The organism is Micromonospora sp. TSRI0369 (assembly GCF_001905625.1).
In the GTDB taxonomy this organism is placed as follows: Bacteria; Actinomycetota; Actinomycetes; order Mycobacteriales; family Micromonosporaceae; genus Micromonospora; species Micromonospora echinospora_A.
The window spans coordinates 630,249-649,361 of the sequence record NZ_LIVU01000002.1; the positions used below are offsets into that span (position 1 = coordinate 630,249).

Sequence of the window (19,113 nt, forward strand, 5' to 3'; positions counted from 1 at the left end):
GGTGTCGCGGAGCCTCTGATGCCACCACCTCGGCGAGATTATGTTGATCAAGGGTGGTGATCCTGCCGGGCCGCGTGAGCGCGGCACGGGCCGGCACGTCGCGGTTTTCCCGGCGGGCGCTGCCGGGCTGAGCCGTTCGTGACCTCAGCCCGGCAGCGGGACGTGTCAGGCCAGCCCGGCGCGGCGCAGCGCCTCCGCCATGGCGTCGTTGACCGGGGCCGGACCGCCGCCACCGCGCCCCGGCCGCTGCTGCTGGCCACCGCGTGACGCGCCGCCCTGCCCGCCACCGCGTTGTCCGCCGCCGCCCTGCCCGCCGCCCGAGCCGCCGCGCTGGCCACCGCCGCCCTGGCCACCGCCGCCCTGGCCACCGCGGCCCTGGCCGCCGCCCTGGCCGCCGCGACCCTGGCCGCCGCCCTGGCCGCCCCGGCCCTGGCCGCCCGGCCGGGGACCGGCGCCGCCCCGGCCGCCCCGGCTCTCGCCGCCCGCCGGGCGCCCGCCGCCGGCCGGCGCCTCGTCCTCCAGCCGCAGCGTCAGCGAGATCCGCTTGCGCGGCACGTCCACGTCGAGCACCCGAACCTTGACCACGTCGCCGGACTTCACCACGTCACGGGGGTCCTTGACGAACGTGTGCGACATGGCCGAGACGTGCACCAGACCGTCCTGGTGCACGCCCACGTCGACGAACGCGCCGAACGCGGCCACGTTCGTGACCACGCCCTCCAGCACCATGCCCGGCGTCAGGTCGCTGATCTTCTCCACGCCCTCGACGAACGTGGCGGTGCGGAACTCCGGACGCGGGTCACGGCCCGGCTTCTCCAGCTCGGCCAGGATGTCGGTGACGGTGGGCAGGCCGAACGTGTCGTCGACGAAGTCGGTGGCGCGCAGGCCGCGCAGAATGGCGGACTTGCCGATCAGCGCGCGCAGGTCCTGCCCGGTGGAAGACAGGATGCGGCGCACCACCGGGTACGCCTCGGGGTGCACGCTGGAGGAGTCCAGCGGGTCGTCGCCGCCGGGGATGCGCAGGAAGCCCGCGCACTGCTCGAACGCCTTCGGGCCGAGCCGGGACACCTTCTTCAACTCCGCCCGGGTGCGGAACGGCCCGTTGGCGTCGCGGTGCAGCACGATGTTCTCGGCCAGCCCGGCGCCGATGCCGGAGACCCGGGTGAGCAGCGGCGCGGAAGCGGTGTTGACGTCCACGCCGACCGCGTTGACGCAGTCCTCGACCACCGCGTCGAGCGAGCGGGACAGCTTCACCTCGGACAGGTCGTGCTGGTACTGCCCGACGCCGATCGACCGCGGGTCGATCTTCACCAGCTCGGCCAGCGGATCCTGGAGGCGGCGGGCGATCGACACCGCGCCGCGCAGCGAGACGTCCAGGCCGGGCAGCTCCTGCGAGGCGTACGCGGAGGCGGAGTAGACCGACGCGCCGGCCTCGGAGACCACCACCTTGGTCAGCTTCAGCTCCGGGTGCCGCTTGATCAGGTCGGCGGCGAGCTTGTCGGTCTCCCGGCTGGCGGTGCCGTTGCCGATCGCGACCAGTTCGACGCCGTGCGCGGCGGCGAGCGTGGCGAGCGTGTGCACTGAGACGTCCCACTGCCGGCGCGGCTCGTGCGGGTAGATCGTGTCGGTGGCGACCACCTTGCCGGTGGCGTCGACGACTGCGACCTTCACACCGGTGCGCAGGCCCGGGTCCAGGCCCATGGTGGGACGCGCGCCGGCCGGCGCGGCCAGCAGCAGGTCGCGCAGGTTGGTGGCGAAGACCCGCACAGCCTCCTCCTCGGCCACCTGCCAGAGCCGCATCCGCAGGTCCGCGCCGAGGTGGATGAGGATCCGGGTACGCCAGGCCCAGCGCACCGTGTCCGCCAGCCACTTGTCGGCGGGCCGTCCCTGGTCGCTGACGCCGAAGCGTCCCGCCACGGCGGCCTCGTAGCGGCTGGGGCCGGTGGTCGCGTCGGCGTCCCCGTCGGCCTCCGGGTCCATGGTCAGCTCCAGCACGCCCTCCTTCTCGCCCCGGAACATGGCGAGGATGCGGTGCGAGGGCAGCTTCGGGTACGGCTCGGCGAAGTCGAAGTAGTCGGCGAACTTCGCCCCGGCGGTCTCCTGACCCTCGCGTACCCGGGAGACCAGGCGGCCCCGCGACCACATCTGCTCGCGCAGCGTGCCGATCAGGTCGGCGTCCTCGGCGAAGCGCTCGATCAGGATGGCCCGCGCCCCGTCCAGCGCGGCCGCGGCGTCCGCGACGCCCTTGTCCGGGTCGGCGAACCCGGCGGCGACGGCCTTCGGGTCCTGCGTCGGGTCGGACAGCAGCGTGTCCGCGAGCGGCTCCAGCCCGGCCTCGCGGGCGATCTGCGCGCGGGTGCGCCGCTTCGGCTTGTAGGGCAGGTAGATGTCCTCCAGGCGCGACTTCGAGTCGGCGGCGAGGATCTGCGCCTCCAGCGCCTCGTCGAGCTTGCCCTGGCTGCGGATCGACTCCAGCACCGCTGCGCGCCGTTCGTCCAGCTCGCGCAGGTAGCGCAGGCGCTCCTCCAGCGTGCGCAGCTGCGCGTCGTCGAGCAGGCCGGTGGCCTCCTTGCGGTAGCGGGCGATGAACGGCACTGTGGCGCCGCCGTCGAGCAGCTCGACTGCTGCCCGCACCTGACGTTCGGCGACGCCGAGTTCCTCGGCGATCCGCTGGTGCACTGACTGGGTCACGATCTGATCCGCCTTCTCGGGTGGGTTCCCGTGCATTCTGCCGTCCCGGTGCGACGACGGCGTCCGCGCCCGCCCTCGCCCGGCGGGGGATCCGCGACAGTCACGAATACTCATGTTATGTACGTCTATTCCACGCATGATGAAATGAGGCTGGCAAAAGCGACAAGCGGTTGCTGGGATGGGGGCACACTCCCGACCTTGGAGGTCCCATGAGGATCCGCCTGTCCTGGCGCGCGCCGGTGGCCGCGGTGCTCGCCCTCGGCCTGGCGGGGACGCCGGTGACCGGTGCGGCGGCCGCCCTCCCCGAGCGGAGCGCGACGCTCACCGCGTACGCCCGGGACGGCTACCTGCCGCGCCCGCTGCCCGGCTCGGTCTCACCGACCTCGCGGCAGATGACAGTCCCGCGGACCGACCCGCTGGCGCACGACGCCTCCGGGGTACGGCTCTTCAACTGGCAGGGCGTCCTCTACGACCACCCGGTGGTCCAGGCCGACTGGGGACTGGACAACCTCAACGCCTACCAGGTCACCGGTGACCGCTTCTTCCTGGACCGGGCGATCGCGCAGGCCCGGCGGAACCTGGACCGCAAGGTGGAGTCCCGCGGGGCGTGGTGGTACTCGTACCCCTTCGACCTGCCCCGGTGTACCGGGCTGGTGCTCCAGGCGCCCTGGTACAGCGCCATGGCGCAGGGGGAACTCCTCAGCCTGTTCGTCCGGCTGTACGAGGTGACCGGCGACGCCACCTGGCGTACGGCGGCGGACCGCACGTTCCTCAGCCTCACGCTCGGGCCGCAGCTCGGCGTGCCCTGGGTCAGCTGGACCGACGCGGACGGCTACCTGTGGCTGGAGGAATACCCGGACAGCCCGGGGGTGCGCGGGGAACGGGTCCTCAACGGCATGATCTACGCGTTCTACGGCGTGTACGACTACTGGCGGATCACCCGGGACAGCCGGGCGGTGAGCCTGATGGACGGGACGGCCACGACGGTGCGGCGGTACGTGCCGGCCACGCTGCGCGTCCCGCAGTGGGCCAGCCGGTACTCGGTCGGCTGCGCGCGTTCCTACCCGAGCTACCACCAGGTGCACACCCAGCAGATGCTCTCGCTGCACCAGCTGACCCATGCCGGCGTGTTCGCCGCGTACGCCGACGTGCTGCGCGCCGACTATCCGTACCCGCCGGTCGACGGCATCGTGTGGTTCGGTCCCGGCTCCCACGTCGCCTACCAGTTCGACACGGCAGGCCGGATCGTCGCGCAGAAGTCGATCAATCTGATCCGGTTCTCCACCGCCACCGCCGACCAGCGCGTCCGGGTGACCGGCCGGGGCGTGTACTACCGCATGGCCAACGGCGTGTTCGCCGGCATGTTCGTCGCGGAGGACGCGGAGAACCGGTGGCTCGCCGGGAAGTTCGTCCAGCACACGTACGCGCCCACCCGGCTGCTGACCGTCGAGCCCGGCACCTACACCGGTTACGCCTACGACAGCAGGTGGCAGGTCGTCGGGTCCAAGACCGTCACCTTCCCGCGCACCTCTGGCGCGCCACTCGGCGCCAGCGCCTGGGTGAACGGCCGCCTGAGTTACCAGGTCACCGCCGGCACCTACCTGGGTTACTGGCTGCCGGCGGCTCCCGGTCTGGTGCTGGGGGACGCGCCCTCGCTGCCCTAGGCGCAGGTCGTGGCGCGTCCGACGCGTCGCTGCGCTAGCGTGGCGATCATGGAGGCACCTGCGGATCCGCGGGCCCGGCGGCTCTTCGGGGGCAGCGCCCGGGCGCTCGGCGACCTGGCCGCCGGCCCGTTCCGGGCCGACCGGGACCGGATCGTCGGCTCGCCGTTCTTCGCCCGGCTGAACGGTGTCACCCAGGTGATCAGTCCCGGCGGATCGGGGCTGCTGGTGCACAACCGGCTCACCCACAGCCTGAAGGTCGCCCAGGTGGCCCGGGCGATCGCGGAGCGGCTGACGGCCGATCCGGCGTACCGGGACCTGCTGGACAAGCTCGGCGGCTGCGACCCGGAGGTGGTGGAGGCGGCCGCGCTCGCGCACGACCTCGGCCACCCGCCGTTCGGGCACCTGGGGGAGCGGGTGCTGGACCGGCTGGCCCGGCAGCGGCTCGGGCTGGCCGACGGCTTCGAGGGCAACGCCCAGTCGTACCGGATCGTCACCAGCACCGAGATCCGCGGCGCGGCGACGACGGGGCTGGACCTGACCGCCGCGGTCCGGGCCGCGATGCTGAAGTACCCGTGGACCCGGCTGGACCACCCCGACCCGCACCCGCGTTATCTGGACCCGCCGCCCCGGGGCGCGGCGGCGCCGCCGGAGGATCCGGAGAGCGGGTCGGTGAAGTTCGGCGCGTACCGCACCGAGCTGGACGACCTGCGCCAGGCGCGGGAGCCGTTCGCCGGGCGGATCCCGGACTGGCAGCAGACGCCCGAGGCGTCGGTGATGGACACCGCCGACGACATCGCGTACGCGATCCACGACGTGGAGGACTTCTACCGCGTCGGTGTGCTCCAGCAGGGCGCGGTGGCGGCCGAGCTGATGGCCTGGCAGCGCGAGTGCGGGCACCTGCGGTCGATCACCGCCCCGGCGCTGGAGGCGGCGGGCCGGCGGCCGGGAGCCGCGATCGAGCGGCTGCGCCGGCAACTGCACCGCAAGGACGGCTGGATCGCCGACGACGAGGCGTTCGCCGCCGCTGTCGAGCACGTCCGCGAGGAACTGGTGGAGGGTCTGCTGGCGCTGCCGTTCGACGGCTCGATCGAGGCGGAGCAGTACGTCGCCCGGTTCTCCGCCCGCTGGACCACCCGCTTCGTGGACGCCATCACGGTGACCCCGGAGCCGCACGTCCGCTCCGGGTACGTGCTGCTGACCAAGGCGCAGTGGCACGAGGTGCAGGTGCTCAAGTTCGTCCACCACCGGTTCGTGCTGGCCCGCCCGGACCTGGCGCTGCACCAGCGCGGCCAGGCCCGGCTGCTGGGCACGCTGGTGGAGGCGCTCTGGGAGTGGCTGCTGGACCCGGACGAGGAGTCGCGGCTGCCGCGCCGGCTGCACGACCTGGTCGAGCTGGCCGAGGCGGAGCTGCACCCGCGTACCCCGGACCGGATCGGCCGGGCCCGGGGCCGGGCGATCATCGACTTTGTCGCGCAGCTCACCGACGGCCAGGCGGTGGCCATGCTGGACGCGCTGTCGGGCCGCTCGGGCGCGCTCTGGACGGACGCCTTCGTGCTCTGAGGACCGCTCAGCGGGCCGGCACTCCCTTGACCACGATCTCCGGCGGCACGTCGCGTACCACGCACGCACCGGCGCCGACCGTCGCGCCGGCGCCGACCCGCAGGCCGGGGAGCACCACCGCGCCCGCGCCGATCAGCGCGGCGCTGCCGAGGCGGCAGTCGCCCGACACGGCCGCGAGCGGATGCAGGGAGACGTGGTCGCCGACCACGCAGTCGTGCGCGAGCGTGGCGTTCTGGTTGACGTGCAGGTGCCGCCCGGCGGTGACGTTCGTGGTGATCCGGCCACCGGCGAACACCACGAGGCCCTCGGCCGCCACCAGGTCCGGGCAGACGGTGGCGTCCGGGTGGACGAGGCTCGCCGCCGGCCTGCCGTACGTGTCGATCCGCGCGGCCACCTTCTGCCGGACCCGTGGGTCGCCCAGGCCGAGGACGACGTGGGTCTGCGGCGGTAGTTGCCCGAGCGCCGCCACGGTCCCCAGGTAGGGCGCGCCGCACGACTCGGCGCGCTTGCGGTTCCGCTCGGACGGGTTGTCGTCGACGAAACCGGCCAGCCGCCACGGCGGCCGCGCGGAGGACTCGTTGACCGCCGCCACGATCTGGGCGATCTCCCGGCCGTGGCCGCCGCACCCGACGACGACGAGGTCGAGGGTCACCGGGAACCGCTTCCCGCGGTCGCCGCCACCGCCTCTTCCGCGGCGGTGCCACGGAACTCGTGCGCGGTGGCGGCGCCGGGCGCGCTGATGCCCTGTCGCCGCAGCACCGCGACCGCGGTCCGGGCCAGGATGCGGGCGTCCAGCCGCAGGCTCCAGTGCTTCACGTAGCGCAGGTCGTAGGCGAAACGGTCCGCCCAGCCCAGTTCGTTGCGGCCGTTGACCTGCGCGAGCCCGGTGAGGCCGGGCCGGACGTCGTGCCGGCGGAACTGCTCCGGTGTGTAGAGGTCGCGGTAGCTGGTCGGGAACGGGCGCGGGCCGACCAGGCTCATGTCGCCGCGCAGGATGTTCCAGAGGCTGGGCAGCTCGTCCAGGCTGGTGGCTCGCAGCCACCGTCCCAGGGGCGTCAGCCGTGCCTGGTCGTCGCCGGGGGAGAAGCCCTCGCCGCCACCCGCCATGGACCGGAACTTCAGAATGGTGAACTCCCGGCCGTACCGGCCGATCCGTCGTTGGCGGAAGAGGACCGGTCGGCCCATGCCGAGCAGCACCGCGACCGCGACCACGGCCAGGATCGGTGCCGTCACCAGCAGGGCCGTCGCCGAGACGGCGACGTCGACGCCCCGTTTGACGGCGGCGGCGACGCCCGTCGGCGGGGTGGGTGTGCGGGGGTCTTCCACGCCTGGGGAGAGGCGAACCTGCATGCTGTCCTCCGGCCGCTGACTCGTCAGCGAACAGAGTACGCAAATATGGGCAGAAGAATGCCTTGTCCGATTTTTTCGGCGTGGCTCAGGCGACCGACTGCCACCACCCGTCGACCGCCGGCGGCTCGTCGACCACCACCCGCTCGCCGGGGCGCGGCACTGCGAGCCGCACGTCCCGGGCCTTCGCCTCGGCCCAGAGCCGGTTCACCGGCTCGGACCAGTCGTGCAGGGCCAGGTTGAACGTGCCCCAGTGCACCGGCACCAGCAGTCCGCCGCGGACGTCGAGGTGGGCGGCGACCGCCTCCTCCGGGAACATGTGGATGTGCGGCCACGCCCTGTCGTACGCGCCGATCTGCATCAGCGTCACGTCGAACGGCCCGTGCTCGGCGCCGATCGCGGCGTACCCGTCGAAGTAGCCGGAGTCGCCGGTGTAGAAGACCTTCCGGTGCGTGCCGGTGATCGTCCAGGAGCTCCAGAGCGTGCCGTCGCGGCGCAGCCCGCGCCCGGAGAAGTGCTGCGCGGCGGTGGCGGTGAGCGTCAGAGCGCCGACCCGGTGGCTCTCCGACCAGTCCAGCTCGACGATGCGGTGCTCGGGTACGCCCCAGCGGGCCAAATGGGCGCCGACGCCGAGCGGCACCACGAACGGCGCGGACTGGAGATCGGCCAGCGTGCGGACGGTGTCCATGTCGAGGTGGTCGTAGTGGTCGTGCGAGATCAGCACCGCGTCCAGCGGAGGCAGGTCGGTGAGGCGGACCGGCGGCTCGTGGATGCGCCGCGGGCCGACCAGCCCGGACGGGGAGCACCTGTCGCTCCACACCGGGTCGAGCAGCACCCGCTGCCCCTCGATCTCGACGAGCGTGGAGGCGTGGCCGTACCAGATCACGTTCAGCTCGCGGGCCGGGTCGGCGGCGGGCGCGGCGCCGGGGCGCAGCAGCGGCACCGGGCTGCCCGGCCGCCGCTTCTGCTTGCCGAAGATCAGTTCCCGGAGCAGGTTGCGGCCGGGGTCGGCGACCATGGTGGCGCTGGCGCCGGCCGGGTTGTGGAACGTGCCGTCGCGGAACCGCGGGGACCGGGCCGCCCGTTCCGCCCGGTCGCCGGTGAGCCGGCCGCCGAGCTGGGCCGGTACGTCCCGTGCCGCCCAGGCCAGCCCGGCCACGGCGGCCAGCCCGGCGAGTGTCCACATCCGCCCGCCACGCGTCCGGTCCGGCCCCTGCCCCGTTGCCTGCCCCATGCTCATCCCTCCGCCGTGTCCCGCCGTACACGGTAACGACCCTCGTCCCGGTCCGCCCGCGCGACGGCCCGCCCACGGGGACAGCCCGCCCGCGCGACTGCCCGCCTACGGTCCGCCCGCACGACAGCCACCGACGCGATCCGCCGCGACCGGTCAGGGCAGCCGGCGGCGTACCGCGGACGCCACGGTCGCCGCGCGCCCGCCGACGGCACGGACCACCTGGGACACGTCGGGCACCCATCCGCCCCGGACCGCCTCGCCGGCCGGGTTCGGCGTGAACACGATGCCCCGGTGGGCGGCGACCGGCTGCCGGGTCAGTCCGGCCAGGCGCATCAGCGGCCCGACCAGCACGTCGTACACCCCGGGCAGGGCGGTGAAGCCGAAGCGCATGACCACGTTGAGCCGGCCCACCGACACCTCCCGGCGGGGCCGGTCGAGGCATCCGGCGATGGCCCGGGCCACCCGTTCGGGTGCGGCGATCGGTGGTGGCGGCCGGCCGATCCGGCCCAGGTAGTTGGCCGCCTGCCGGTAGACGGGTGTGTCGACGCTGCCCGGGTTGACCAGGCAGATCGCGATGCCCGGTGTCTCCCGCGCCTCCTGCTGGAGCGTGCGGGCCAGCCCCTGCAGGCCCCACTTCGCCGCCACGTAGCCGCTCATGTAGGGCGCGGTGATGTGCCCGAGCACCGAGCCGGTGAGCACGAGCGTGCCACCGCCGGCGGCCCGGAACCGGAGCAGCGCCTCCCGGGCCACGGCCGCGGCGGCCAGCAGGTCGGTGCGGACCACCTGCTCGAACACCTCGGCCGGGGTCTCGTCGAAGCGGCCGTAGGACATCACCGCGGCGGTGTGCACCCAGGCGTCGACGCCGCCGTACTCGGCCTGCGCCGCGTCGGCGAGCGCGGCCACCGCGCCGGGCTCGGTCACGTCCATCGGTACGGTGATCGCCGCCGCGCCCGCGGCCCGGCACTCCTCGCGCACCTCGGCGAGCGTGGTGGGGGAGCGGGCCGCGAGGACCAGCCGGTCCCCGCGGCCCGCCAGCTCAAGGGCGGTCGCCCGGCCGATCCCGCTGGTCGCGCCGGTGACGACCACCGTCCGGGTCACGGCGCGAGCACGACCTTGACGCAGCCGTCCTCCTTCTTCTGGAACATCTCGTACGCCCGCGGCGCGTCGGTCAGCGGCAGCCGGTGGGTGCGAAGGTCCTCCACGCCCAGCGGGTCGTCGTCGCGCTCCAGCAGCGGGATGATGTCGTCGACCCAGCGCCGCACGTGGCACTGCCCCATCCGCAGCTGGATCCCCCTGTCGAACATCTCCATCAGCGGCATCGGGTCCTGCTCGCCGCCGTACACGCCGGAGATCGACACGGTGCCGCCGCGCCGCACGGCCTTGAGCGCGGCGTGCAGCACCACCAGCCGGTCCACGCCCGCCTTGTCGGTCATCGCCTGGGCCAGCTTGTCCGGGAGCAGCCCGGCGGCGGTCTGGGCCATCTTGCCCAGCGGCGCGCCGTGCGCCTCCATGCCGACCGCGTCGATCACCGCGTCCGGGCCGCGCCCGTCGACCAGGTCGATGAGCGTGCCGGGCACGTCGTCGAGCTGGCTGACGTCGAGCACCTCGATGCCGTGGCGCCGGGCCATCTCCAGCCGCTCCGGGACCAGGTCCAGCCCGATCACGCGGCCGGCGCCGAGGTGGCGGCCGATCCGGGCGCTGAACTGCCCGACCGGGCCGAGCCCGAACACGGCGAGCGTGCCGCCGGGCGGGGTGTCCGCGTACTTCACGGCCTGCCAGGCGGTGGGCAGGATGTCGGACAGGTAGAGCCAGCGCTCGTCCGGGCCGCTGTCCGGGATCGTGATCGGGCCGAACTGGGCCTGCGGCACGCGCAGGTACTCGGCCTGGCCGCCGGGGATCGAGCCGTACAGCGAGGTGTAGCCGAACAGGGACGCGCCCTTGCCCTGGCTCTTGACCTGCGTGGTCTCGCACTGGGCGTAGAGCTGCCGCTCGCACATCCAGCACGAGCCGCAGGAGATGTTGAACGGGACGACCACCCGGTCACCCTTCTTGAGCCGGGTCACGCCGGACCCGACCTCCTCGACGATGCCCATCGGCTCGTGCCCGAGGACGTCGCCGGGCTTCAGGTACGGCCCGAGCACCTCGTACAGGTGCAGGTCGGAACCGCAGATGGCGGTCGAGGTGATCCGGACGATCGCGTCGGTCGGCTCCTCGATCCGGGGGTCCGGGACGTCCTCGACGCGAACGTCCCGCTTGCCGTGCCAGGTCAGTGCCTTCATGCCCGTATGTCCCCTCTCCGGTGCCGTCCATGGGACTGCTACCCGGCACGGGACCGTTGAATCGGCTGCCGATCACCGTGGTGCGAGGTCGACGGCCACGGCGATCGTCCTGGTGGTGGCCGCCGTGACGGCGAGGGCGCCGATGTCGAGGCGGCGGCCGGCACCGTCGGTGACGGCACCGGCAGCGAGCCGCAGGCCGGCGACGGGCGTGCCGAGCGTCGCCGACGCGGCCTCCAGCAGCCGGCGGCGGGCCACGGCCGCGGCGACCAGCACGGGGGTACGGGTGGCCACGGCCGGCCCTGGTCCGGCGCGCCCCCGGCCGGCCGCCGGTCGTGGGCGCGCGTCGGCCGGTGGGACGCGCACGCGGCGGCGCGGCAGGGACAGCTCCTCGGCGATCAGCTCGGCGGCCGAGGCGTCGCCGCCGTGCCCGATCCGGCCCGGCGGCAACGTGAGCGACACGGTGCCGTCCGGGCCGACCTCGACGGAGAGCAGTTCCGCCGCAGGCAGCGCCGTCGCGGTCAGGACGTGGCCGAGGCCGAGCAGGCCGGTCACGTCCGGCGACGGCAGCCGGGCGGCCCTCGGGTACGCCGCCGCGAGTTCGGCCGCGGTGACGAGGACCGGCGCGGCCAGCACGTACCCGAGGAACCGGGGGACGGATGCGCTCGTCGTGGCCCGCGCGGCGCGCAGGTGAGCCGGGGACACGGTGGTCAGAACTCGCGGTTGCCCAGCGGGATCTCGATGTTGATGGACTGTCCCTCGGACAGGAACAGCAGCGCCAGCTTGCGCAGGAACTCGTCGAAGAGCCAGTAGCACTCCGGCGCGAGCGGGAACGGCAGCAGTGCCTCCCGGACCGCGATGAACGGGCCCCAACTCGTCCGCAGCAGCGTGTCCCAGAGCAGGTCGCGGGGGATCTGCAGCCAGTTGGCGATCTGGTTGCCGAGCATGAACCGGGTGAACGAGCCGAGGATGGGCTTGCTCAGCAGCCCGGCGTCGATCTCCCTGCCGAGGCCGAGCAGGATGTCCGCCAGCGCGTTGCCCTCGCGGGTGGGCGCCAGCACCGGGTCGAGGACCTCGGCGGCCTGGGCGTTCGCCTCGCTCCAGGAGGCGGGAATGTACTCGTCCTTGATGCCGAGCATGTGGGCGGCGACCTGCCACAGGTGCAGGAACGCGGCCGACTCGGCGGCGGGGATCGGGACGCGCCAGTCGGTCAGCTTCCGCATGACCGTGGTGGGCAGGCTGTGCCAGGTGACCATCAGGTCCCGCTGGCTGATCGGGATGTCCTCCGGCGCGACCTCGGCCCAGTCCGGCGACTGCGGCAGGAGGTGACGGACGCCCGCGTGGGCCAGCCGGGTCTTGACGGCGGTCACGATCATCGAGCCGTCGGGCTGGTAGGCGTTGGCGGTGCCGATGTCGTACCCGAGCTTGGCGGTCTTGGAGATGCGGTCCTTCATGTCCGCGCCGCCCTTGGAGTAGTAGACGGCGCGGGCCTCCTTCGGGATGACGGTGCTCATCATGCCGCTGGCCAGGCCGTACAGCACGCCGAGGTAGAGCCCGCGCTTCTCGTTGAAGCGCACGGCGGTGGCCAGCTTGCCCTGGTCCACCCAGGACGGCAGCACGCGCGCGCGTTCGATGAACTGGCGTACGTCCGCCGGGAGGCCGGCCGGCAGCGGCTGACCGTTCTTCGTCCACGTCCGCAGCAACTGGTTGACCAGTGGTGCGTCGCCCCGGTCGAGGAGCGAGGCGACGAGCGGGTCGGCCTCCTCGTCCCACACCCATCGCGGGTCGACGCCCGCCCCGGCTCCGGCCACCGAGCCCTGGGGCGACCAGGTCCACGCCGACCTGGCCTGGGCCGGCGCGGCGACGCTCAACGCGCCGAGCGCGCCCAGCGCCCCGCCGGCTTTCAACATCTTGCGCCTGCTGACTGGTTCCACGTCCACTTACTCCTCGGGGGTCGAGGCCGCTGATACGGTGAAACAAATGTTGCGCCCGTGTATCACATGAGAGCACGCCGTAACGGTGTCCACAAGGCTCGCGGTGACAACTGTCGATGGATCAAGCAGAGGGGAGTCCACCGTGGCGGTGGTCGGAGAAACGCTGTCGGGCAAGGTCGCGTGGGTGACCGGGGCCAGTCAGGGCGTCGGCGCGGCGATCGCCGAGGGGCTGGCGCGGGCCGGCGCGTCGGTGATCCTGCAGTCCCGGCGCGCGGACGCGCTGGCCGCGGTGCGGGACCGGATCGTGGCCGCCGGTGGCACGGCCGAGGTGGTCGCCGGGGACGTCGCCGACGAGTCCGCCGCCGACGCGGTCGTGGCCGTGGCGCGGCAGCGGTGGGGGCGCCTGGACGTCCTGGTCAACAACGCCGGCATCAGCCCGGCGCTGCACCGCAGCGAGCGGCTGAACCTCGCGGACTGGCAGCGGGTGGTCGACACCAACCTGTCCGGGGTGTTCGTCTGCGCCCGCGCGGCCGGCGCCGTCATGATCGAGCAGGGCGCGGGCAGCATCGTCAACATGTCCTCGGTGCACGGTCAGGTCGGCTTCCCGCGCCTGGCCGCGTACAGCGCCAGCAAGGGCGGGGTCGAGCAGCTCACCCGGACGCTGGCGCTGGAGTGGGCGGCGGCCGGCGTACGCGTCAACGCGGTGGCGCCCGGCTACCTGGAGACCCCGATGACGGAGGGACTGCGCGGCCACGAGCAGTGGTCGAAGCGGCTGCGCGAGCGCATCCCGATGGGCCGGTTCGGCCGGCCCGAGGAGGTCGTCGGAGCGGTGCTGTTCCTGGCCTCGGACGCGGCGGGCTACGTCACCGGCAGTGTGTTGCACGTGGACGGTGGCTGGACCGCGCAGTGACCCGGGGCGCCGCCCGCGTGGTTAGCCGGCGTTCTCCCCTCGGGCGCGCATCCGGTCGTGATGAGCACGTATCGACCGCTGCTTCTTCCCAGGAAGTTAACCCTCGTTTACAGTGCTGCCATCGGCTGCGGAGCCCCGCGGCACCACGGCGAGGGGTGCGGCCAGCCCTGCCACCACCAGGCCCGGTTGCGTGCGAAGGAGAACCCCCATGGACCCCGCCGACGTCCTTGCCGACCAATGCGCCAGGAAAGCCGCCGACCTGACCGTCCCGGCGCTGCTGCACCGCAACGCCACCGAGTTCGCCGGCCTGCCGGCGCTGACCACGCTCGGCCGCGACGACACCCGCACCTGGGCCGAGCTGCGCGACGAGGTCGCCGAGCTGTCCGGCGGCCTGGCCGAGATCGGCCTGGAGGCCGGACGGCACATGCTGATCATGATGTCCAGCCGTGCCGAGCACTGGCTGGTCGACCTCGCCGCGGTCCACCTGGGCGCGGTGCCGTCCACGATCTACCCGACGCTCAGCGCCGAGCAGATGCGCTACCTGGCGCGGCACAGCGCCGCGCAGGTGCTCGTGCTGGAAGGGCCGGCCGAACTGGAACGCTGGCGGCCGATCCTTGCCGACCTGCCGGACCTGCTCCGGGTGGTGCTCGTGGACGCGCCGGGCGAACCGGCCGCCGACGCGGTGCCGCTGTCGCGCGTGCGTACCCTCGGCCGGGCCGCGCGCGAGGCGGACCCGGACGCCTTCGAGCGGCGCTGGCGCACGATTCGCCCCGAGCAGCCGGTGACGCTGCTCTACACGTCCGGGACGACTGGTAACCCGAAGGGCGTCGTGCTCAGCCACCACAACGTGATCTACCAGGCGGTGGCGCTGGACGCGATGGTGTCCGTCCCCGACCACGCGCCGACGGTGGCCTACCTGCCGCTCGCGCACATCGCCGAACGGTTCCTCGGCATCTACAACGCGATCTACCGCGCCGGGCACGTGACCATCTGCCCCGACGCCACGCAACTCGTCGCGGCGCTGCGCGCTGTCGGTCCCGCCTCGTTCTTCGGGGTGCCGCGGGTCTGGGAGAAGATGGCCGCCGGCGTGCAGGCCCACCTGGCCGGCGCGGAGCCCGCGGTACGCGCCGCCGTCGCCGCCGCGAGCACGGTGACGCTGGAGGCGTACGAGCTGCGCGCGGCCGGAAAGCCGGTGCCCGACGAGCTGGCCGCCCGGGTGGAGCAGGCCCGGGCCACTGTGCTCCGGCCCCTGCAGTCCACGCTCGGCCTGCAGAACATGGTCTGGCCCGGCAGCGGCGCCGCCCCGATCCCGGTGGACGTGCTGCGGTTCCTCGCCGGGCTCGGCGTCGACGTGCTGGAGGTGTGGGGCCTGACCGAGACCACCGGCACCGCCACCCTCAACACCCCCGACCGCTTCCGCACCGGGACGGTCGGCCGGCCCAACGTGGGCATGGAGGTGCGCCTCGCCGACGACGGCGAGATCCTCGTCCGGGGTCCGCTGGTGTGCTCCGGCTATCTGCGCGAGGACGGCGGCGTCGAGCCGGTCGTCGACGCCGAGGGCTGGCTGGCCACCGGCGACGTCGGCACGCTCGACGACGACGGCTTCCTCACCATCACCGACCGCAAGAAGGAACTCATCATCACCTCCAGCGGGAAGAACATCTCCCCCGCGCAGATCGAGAACCTGCTGCGGGCGCACCCGCTCATCGGTCAGGCGGTGGCGATCGGCGACCGCCGGCCGTACGTCACGGCGCTGATCGTGCTGGACGAGGAGGTGGCGCCCCAGTGGGCGCGGGCGCAGGGGATCAGCGACCCGCAGATGCCCGGCCTGGCCTCGGATCCGGTGCTGCTGGCCGAGATCCAGTCCGCCGTGGACGCGGCGAACGCCCGGCTCGCCCGTCCCGAGCAGGTCAAGTCCTTCCAGGTGCTGCCGTCGGCCTGGACGCCGGAGTCCGGCGAGCTGACCCCGACGCTGAAGCTACGGCGCCGGATCATCGTCGACAGGTACGGCGACCGGATCGACTCCCTCTACACGGCGGCCGGGGCGGCGGCGGAGCCCGTCACGCAGTAGCGCCGGGTCGATGCCGGGCGGGGGTGGCGGCGCGCCGAGGTCGGTGGGCCGGTACCCCCGCGGGTAGCCGGGATAGGTGCGGTTGCGCGACGCGCGGGTCAGCCGGCTCGTGGTCCGCGCGGGCAGCAGCCGCACCACCGCCGCCCGGGCGCGCAGCCCGGCGGTGAGCGCTCCGGACAGCCAGCGCGGCGCGGCCGGGAAGCCGAACGCGGCCCGCAGATCGGCGGGAAGCAGCGCGAGTACGCCGAGCCGGGCCGCGCGGCGCAGCGGCGCCGGGTACCAGGACGCGAACAGGTCGAGCGTGGACGCGCCGACGCGCTCGTTGCTCGGGGCGTAGCGGAAGTTCGCGCGCTCGTACTCGCGCTTGAAGTCGCGGAAGGCGTCGAAGTCCGCCGGGACGTCCCGGATGCCCATCCGCGCGCCGACCGCGCGGTAGTAGTGGAACGCGGCCAGTCGTTCGTGCTCGTGCAGCGGGCGCCAGCCGTACCGGTCCAGCCAGTCGATCGGCTCGTAGACGAACGTGGACAGCACGTACCGCATGTCGTCGTCGGAGATCGCGTACCGGCCGTGCGCCCGGTTGATCACGCGCAGCGCCTCCCGGCCGCGCGGTGAGTCGTACCCGTGCTCGACCATCTCCGCCATCAGCAGCGCGGTGTCGTCGTAGCGCTGCTGTGCCCGCACGCGGAACTCGCCGGTCGCGTCGAGCAGCGCGGAGATGCTCGGCACGCAGTACGTGCGCAGCAGCGCCAGTTCCAGCGCGCGCTGGTAGTCGAAGGGGAACTCGTACCCGGCCGAGAGCCGGTAGATCTCGTGATGGTCGCGTACCGGATCGAGCTGCTCGATCCGTCGCAACCAGCGGTAACGCCCGCCACCAGCCATTCCGACCACCTCACCACCCACCCTTGCCGACGAAGTCAAGCTCCTCTATGTTAATAGAAAATCACATCCCCGGATAACTCGAAACCTGCTCGTGCGCACCTCACGAGCCGGTGTTCAGGGCGATGTCCGGTCGAACCGGGAAGTGGTGCGAATGGAGAATCTCAGTAGACGTAGCCTCCTGACCCTCGGTGCCGCGCTGGGACTGGTCGCCGTGACCGACACCCCCGAGGCGTGGGCGTGGTCGTCGTCCGGCTCGATCGCCGGGACCGACACGGTCACCGACCCGTGGGACGTCTGGGACGACGACACCGACCCGCTCGTCGCCTCGCTGCTGGACGCCGGTCAGATCCCGGCGGTGAACACCGCGTTCGCTTCCTGGATCCGCAACGGCGACGCGCTGCCCGCCGGCCTGCCCCCGGCGCTGTCCACCTACCTGCGGCGGGTCAACACGCTGCCGTCCTGGGCCGACCAGGCCAAGCTGGACCGCGCCGCCCAGTTCAACAAGCGCATGAGCATGTACCTGTTCCTGCTCTACGGCCTGGGCAGCGGGATCATGAGCACGGTGATCCCGCGCGAGGCCCGCAACGTGTACTGGTCCGAGGGCGGCGCGGACATGAAGTCGCGCGCCGCGAAGACCTTCACCTACGGCTACGACCTGAGTGCCCCCGACGCGTTCAAGGCCACCGGCAGCTTCGTCGTCACCTCGCACAAGACGCGACTGACCCACGCGGCGGTGCGGCACCTGCTGCCGCAGTCCGCGCCGTGGCGCGGCGTCACCGACCACCCGATCCCGATCAGCAACGGCGACATCCTCATCACCTTCCACAGCCTCGGCACGTACGTGCACCGCAAGCTGCTCGACTGGCGCCGCTGGGGGCTGCGGATGTCGGCCGCGGAGGAGGAGGCCTACCTGCACATGTGGCAGGTCGCGCTGCACCTGCTCGGGGTGCGCGACGAGTTCATCCCGAACAGCTGGGCCGCCGCCGAGGAGCAGTCCCGGTACGCGCTGACGCCGCTCCTCGCGCCGACGCGCGAGGGCATCGACCTGGCCGACGTCCTGCTGAACCTGACGTCCTCGGTGGACCTGGGTGTCACCCGGGGATTCCAGCGGGAGTTTGCGCGCTACGTGCTCACCGACCGGATCGGCGACTGGCTGCGGCTGCCCCGCGACTACATCTCCCGGGGCGTGATCGAGGCCGGCTGGCCGACGTACGTCATGTTCCGCGAAGGGCTCTCGCCGCTCGTGCCGGAGACGTTCGGCCTGTTCGACAGGTTCATCCGCGGGCTGGCGATGCTGTTCCTCAACAACGGCTCGTCCGCGACGCACACCCCGATCACCATTCCGGTCATGAACCGGCCGGGCACCTGAGCCGCTGGCGGTTCACCGGGTCAGGGCGCCGGTGACCAGCGCGGTGACGGCGTCCCGGTGGCCGGGCGAGTCCTGCCAGCGCAGGGCGCGCCCGGCCTCCACCGCCACCCCGAATCCGGCGTGCACCAGCAGCCGGGCCTGCCGCCGGTCCAGGTCCGGGCGGACCGCCCGCAACTGCTGCTCCCAGACCGCGATGTGCTCGCGCTGGGCGAGGATCAGGGGGCGCCGCACGTCGGCCGGGAGGCCGGCCACCTCGGCCTCGGCGACACTGTTGAGGGCGTTGTGCTCGAAGCAGTAGGCCACGTACGCCGCCGCCAGCGCGACCACCGCCTGCCGGGGGTCGGACGCCCGCTGGAGGCTGCGGTCCACCGCCTGGGCGAGAAGTTCCGCCGCCTGGAGACAGGCGGCCACCAGGATGTCCACCTTGCCGGGGTAGTGGCGGTAGAGGGCGGACGGCGCGAGCCCGACGGCCTGGGCGATCTGCGCGTTCGTGACGGTGGCGAACCCGTCGCGGGCGAACAGCGGGACGGCGGCGGCCAGGATCTGCGCGCGCCGGGTCCGGGGCACCGGCTGGGCGGGCAGCTCGACCAGCCGCGCGGTGCCGGCCGCCGTCGTGGGGTCGGTGGCCGCCACGCGCATCGCGGACCGGAGCACCAGATCCTCGATCCGGCGCTGCGCGATCGAGGTGTGATGCATCGTCACCGAGCCGATCACACCGAGGGCCGCCACGGCGCGCAGGCGCTCGTCGGGCAGCGGATACTCCCGCCGTACCGTCTCGGTGACCCGGCCCACGACGCGGTCGAACTTCGTGCGGAGCAGGCGGCGGTCCTCGCGGCCGAGGTAGCGGGCCTCCCACCGGTACAGGCCGCCGGAGGCGCGGTGCGCCACGGTGACCCGGGTGAGGGCGAGGAGCACGTCGGCCAGCGCCGCGTCGGGCGGCCACTCGTCGACGACCTCGACGAGGTTGTCCACCATGACGTTGGCGCACGCTGCGAACAGCGCGTACTTGTTCGGGAAGTGCCGGTAGAGCGCGGGCGCGCTGATCCCGACGGCGGCCGCGATCTCCTCCATGGACGCGCCGTGGTAGCCGCGCTCGCTGAACACCTGCCCGGCCGACTCGACGATGACCTGCCTGCGGTTGCGTGGCCGGGTGGCAGCGGCCGGCCCGGTGGTCACCG

The 19,113-nt window shown here is 73.2% G+C and carries 15 protein-coding genes; 5 read left to right on the forward strand and 10 right to left on the reverse strand.

All coding sequences use genetic code 11. The features are described from left to right. Nucleotides 1-165: 165 nt before the first annotated feature. Nucleotides 166-2,691 carry a Tex family protein gene (locus tag AMK25_RS08145; protein WP_073827791.1) on the reverse strand — a complete coding sequence of 842 codons (2,526 nt, stop codon included), beginning with the start codon at nucleotides 2,689-2,691 and terminating at the stop codon, nucleotides 166-168. A gap of 209 nt (nucleotides 2,692-2,900) precedes the next feature. Here AMK25_RS08145 and AMK25_RS08150 point away from each other — a divergent pair, with 209 nt between their 5' ends. Next, the gene (locus AMK25_RS08150; protein ID WP_073827512.1) at nucleotides 2,901-4,355 is read left to right on the forward strand and encodes a D-glucuronyl C5-epimerase family protein; all 1,455 of its coding nucleotides are present in this window, start codon (nucleotides 2,901-2,903) and stop codon (nucleotides 4,353-4,355) included. A gap of 48 nt (nucleotides 4,356-4,403) precedes the next feature. Then, on the forward strand, nucleotides 4,404-5,915 hold the full coding sequence (locus AMK25_RS08155; protein ID WP_073827792.1) for a deoxyguanosinetriphosphate triphosphohydrolase family protein: 1,512 nt from the start codon (nucleotides 4,404-4,406) through the stop codon (nucleotides 5,913-5,915). 7 nt (nucleotides 5,916-5,922) lie between these two features. Here AMK25_RS08155 and AMK25_RS08160 read toward each other — a convergent pair whose 3' ends face one another. The 7 genes from AMK25_RS08160 to AMK25_RS08190 form a co-directional block, all read right to left on the reverse strand. Next, nucleotides 5,923-6,567, reverse strand: coding sequence for a NeuD/PglB/VioB family sugar acetyltransferase (locus AMK25_RS08160; protein ID WP_073827513.1), 645 nt, complete (start codon nucleotides 6,565-6,567; stop codon nucleotides 5,923-5,925). Further along, nucleotides 6,564-7,265: a sugar transferase gene (locus AMK25_RS08165; RefSeq protein WP_198937471.1), complete on the reverse strand. Its 702-nt coding sequence runs from the start codon at nucleotides 7,263-7,265 to the stop codon at nucleotides 6,564-6,566. Before AMK25_RS08165 ends, AMK25_RS08160 begins: the two co-directional genes overlap by 4 nt. A gap of 85 nt (nucleotides 7,266-7,350) precedes the next feature. Further along, nucleotides 7,351-8,496 carry an MBL fold metallo-hydrolase gene (locus AMK25_RS08170; RefSeq protein WP_073827515.1) on the reverse strand — a complete coding sequence of 382 codons (1,146 nt, stop codon included), beginning with the start codon at nucleotides 8,494-8,496 and terminating at the stop codon, nucleotides 7,351-7,353. Nucleotides 8,497-8,649: 153 nt separating this feature from the next. Continuing rightward, nucleotides 8,650-9,594, reverse strand: a complete 945-nt coding sequence (locus tag AMK25_RS08175; protein ID WP_073827516.1) for an SDR family NAD(P)-dependent oxidoreductase — start codon at nucleotides 9,592-9,594, stop codon at nucleotides 8,650-8,652. Beyond that, nucleotides 9,591-10,775: a zinc-dependent alcohol dehydrogenase gene (locus AMK25_RS08180; protein ID WP_073827517.1), complete on the reverse strand. Its 1,185-nt coding sequence runs from the start codon at nucleotides 10,773-10,775 to the stop codon at nucleotides 9,591-9,593. Before AMK25_RS08180 ends, AMK25_RS08175 begins: the two co-directional genes overlap by 4 nt. A gap of 72 nt (nucleotides 10,776-10,847) precedes the next feature. Then, complete coding sequence (locus tag AMK25_RS08185; RefSeq protein WP_241826282.1) at nucleotides 10,848-11,477, reverse strand: molybdopterin cofactor-binding domain-containing protein; 630 nt, start codon at nucleotides 11,475-11,477, stop codon at nucleotides 10,848-10,850. Between the two features lie 5 nt (nucleotides 11,478-11,482). Beyond that, nucleotides 11,483-12,712, reverse strand: coding sequence for an oxygenase MpaB family protein (locus AMK25_RS08190; RefSeq protein WP_241826283.1), 1,230 nt, complete (start codon nucleotides 12,710-12,712; stop codon nucleotides 11,483-11,485). A gap of 136 nt (nucleotides 12,713-12,848) precedes the next feature. On the opposite strand from AMK25_RS08190, the gene AMK25_RS08195 reads away from it, so the two are divergent. Further along, nucleotides 12,849-13,616: an SDR family NAD(P)-dependent oxidoreductase gene (locus tag AMK25_RS08195; protein ID WP_073827518.1), complete on the forward strand. Its 768-nt coding sequence runs from the start codon at nucleotides 12,849-12,851 to the stop codon at nucleotides 13,614-13,616. Nucleotides 13,617-13,824: 208 nt separating this feature from the next. Next, nucleotides 13,825-15,687, forward strand: a complete 1,863-nt coding sequence (locus tag AMK25_RS08200) for an AMP-dependent synthetase/ligase (RefSeq protein WP_073827519.1) — start codon at nucleotides 13,825-13,827, stop codon at nucleotides 15,685-15,687. Here AMK25_RS08200 and AMK25_RS08205 read toward each other — a convergent pair. Further along, entirely contained in the window at nucleotides 15,595-16,566 is a 972-nt protein-coding gene (locus AMK25_RS08205; RefSeq protein ID WP_073827520.1) for an oxygenase MpaB family protein, read from the reverse strand. The genes AMK25_RS08200 and AMK25_RS08205 overlap by 93 nt on opposite strands. Before the next feature lie 151 nt (nucleotides 16,567-16,717). On the opposite strand from AMK25_RS08205, the gene AMK25_RS08210 reads away from it, so the two are divergent. Beyond that, nucleotides 16,718-17,935, forward strand: coding sequence for an oxygenase MpaB family protein (locus AMK25_RS08210; RefSeq protein WP_073827521.1), 1,218 nt, complete (start codon nucleotides 16,718-16,720; stop codon nucleotides 17,933-17,935). A gap of 12 nt (nucleotides 17,936-17,947) precedes the next feature. On the opposite strand, the gene AMK25_RS08215 is transcribed toward AMK25_RS08210, so the two are convergent. Next, entirely contained in the window at nucleotides 17,948-19,111 is a 1,164-nt protein-coding gene (locus tag AMK25_RS08215) for a TetR/AcrR family transcriptional regulator (protein ID WP_192900137.1), read from the reverse strand. Nucleotides 19,112-19,113: the final 2 nt, after the last annotated feature.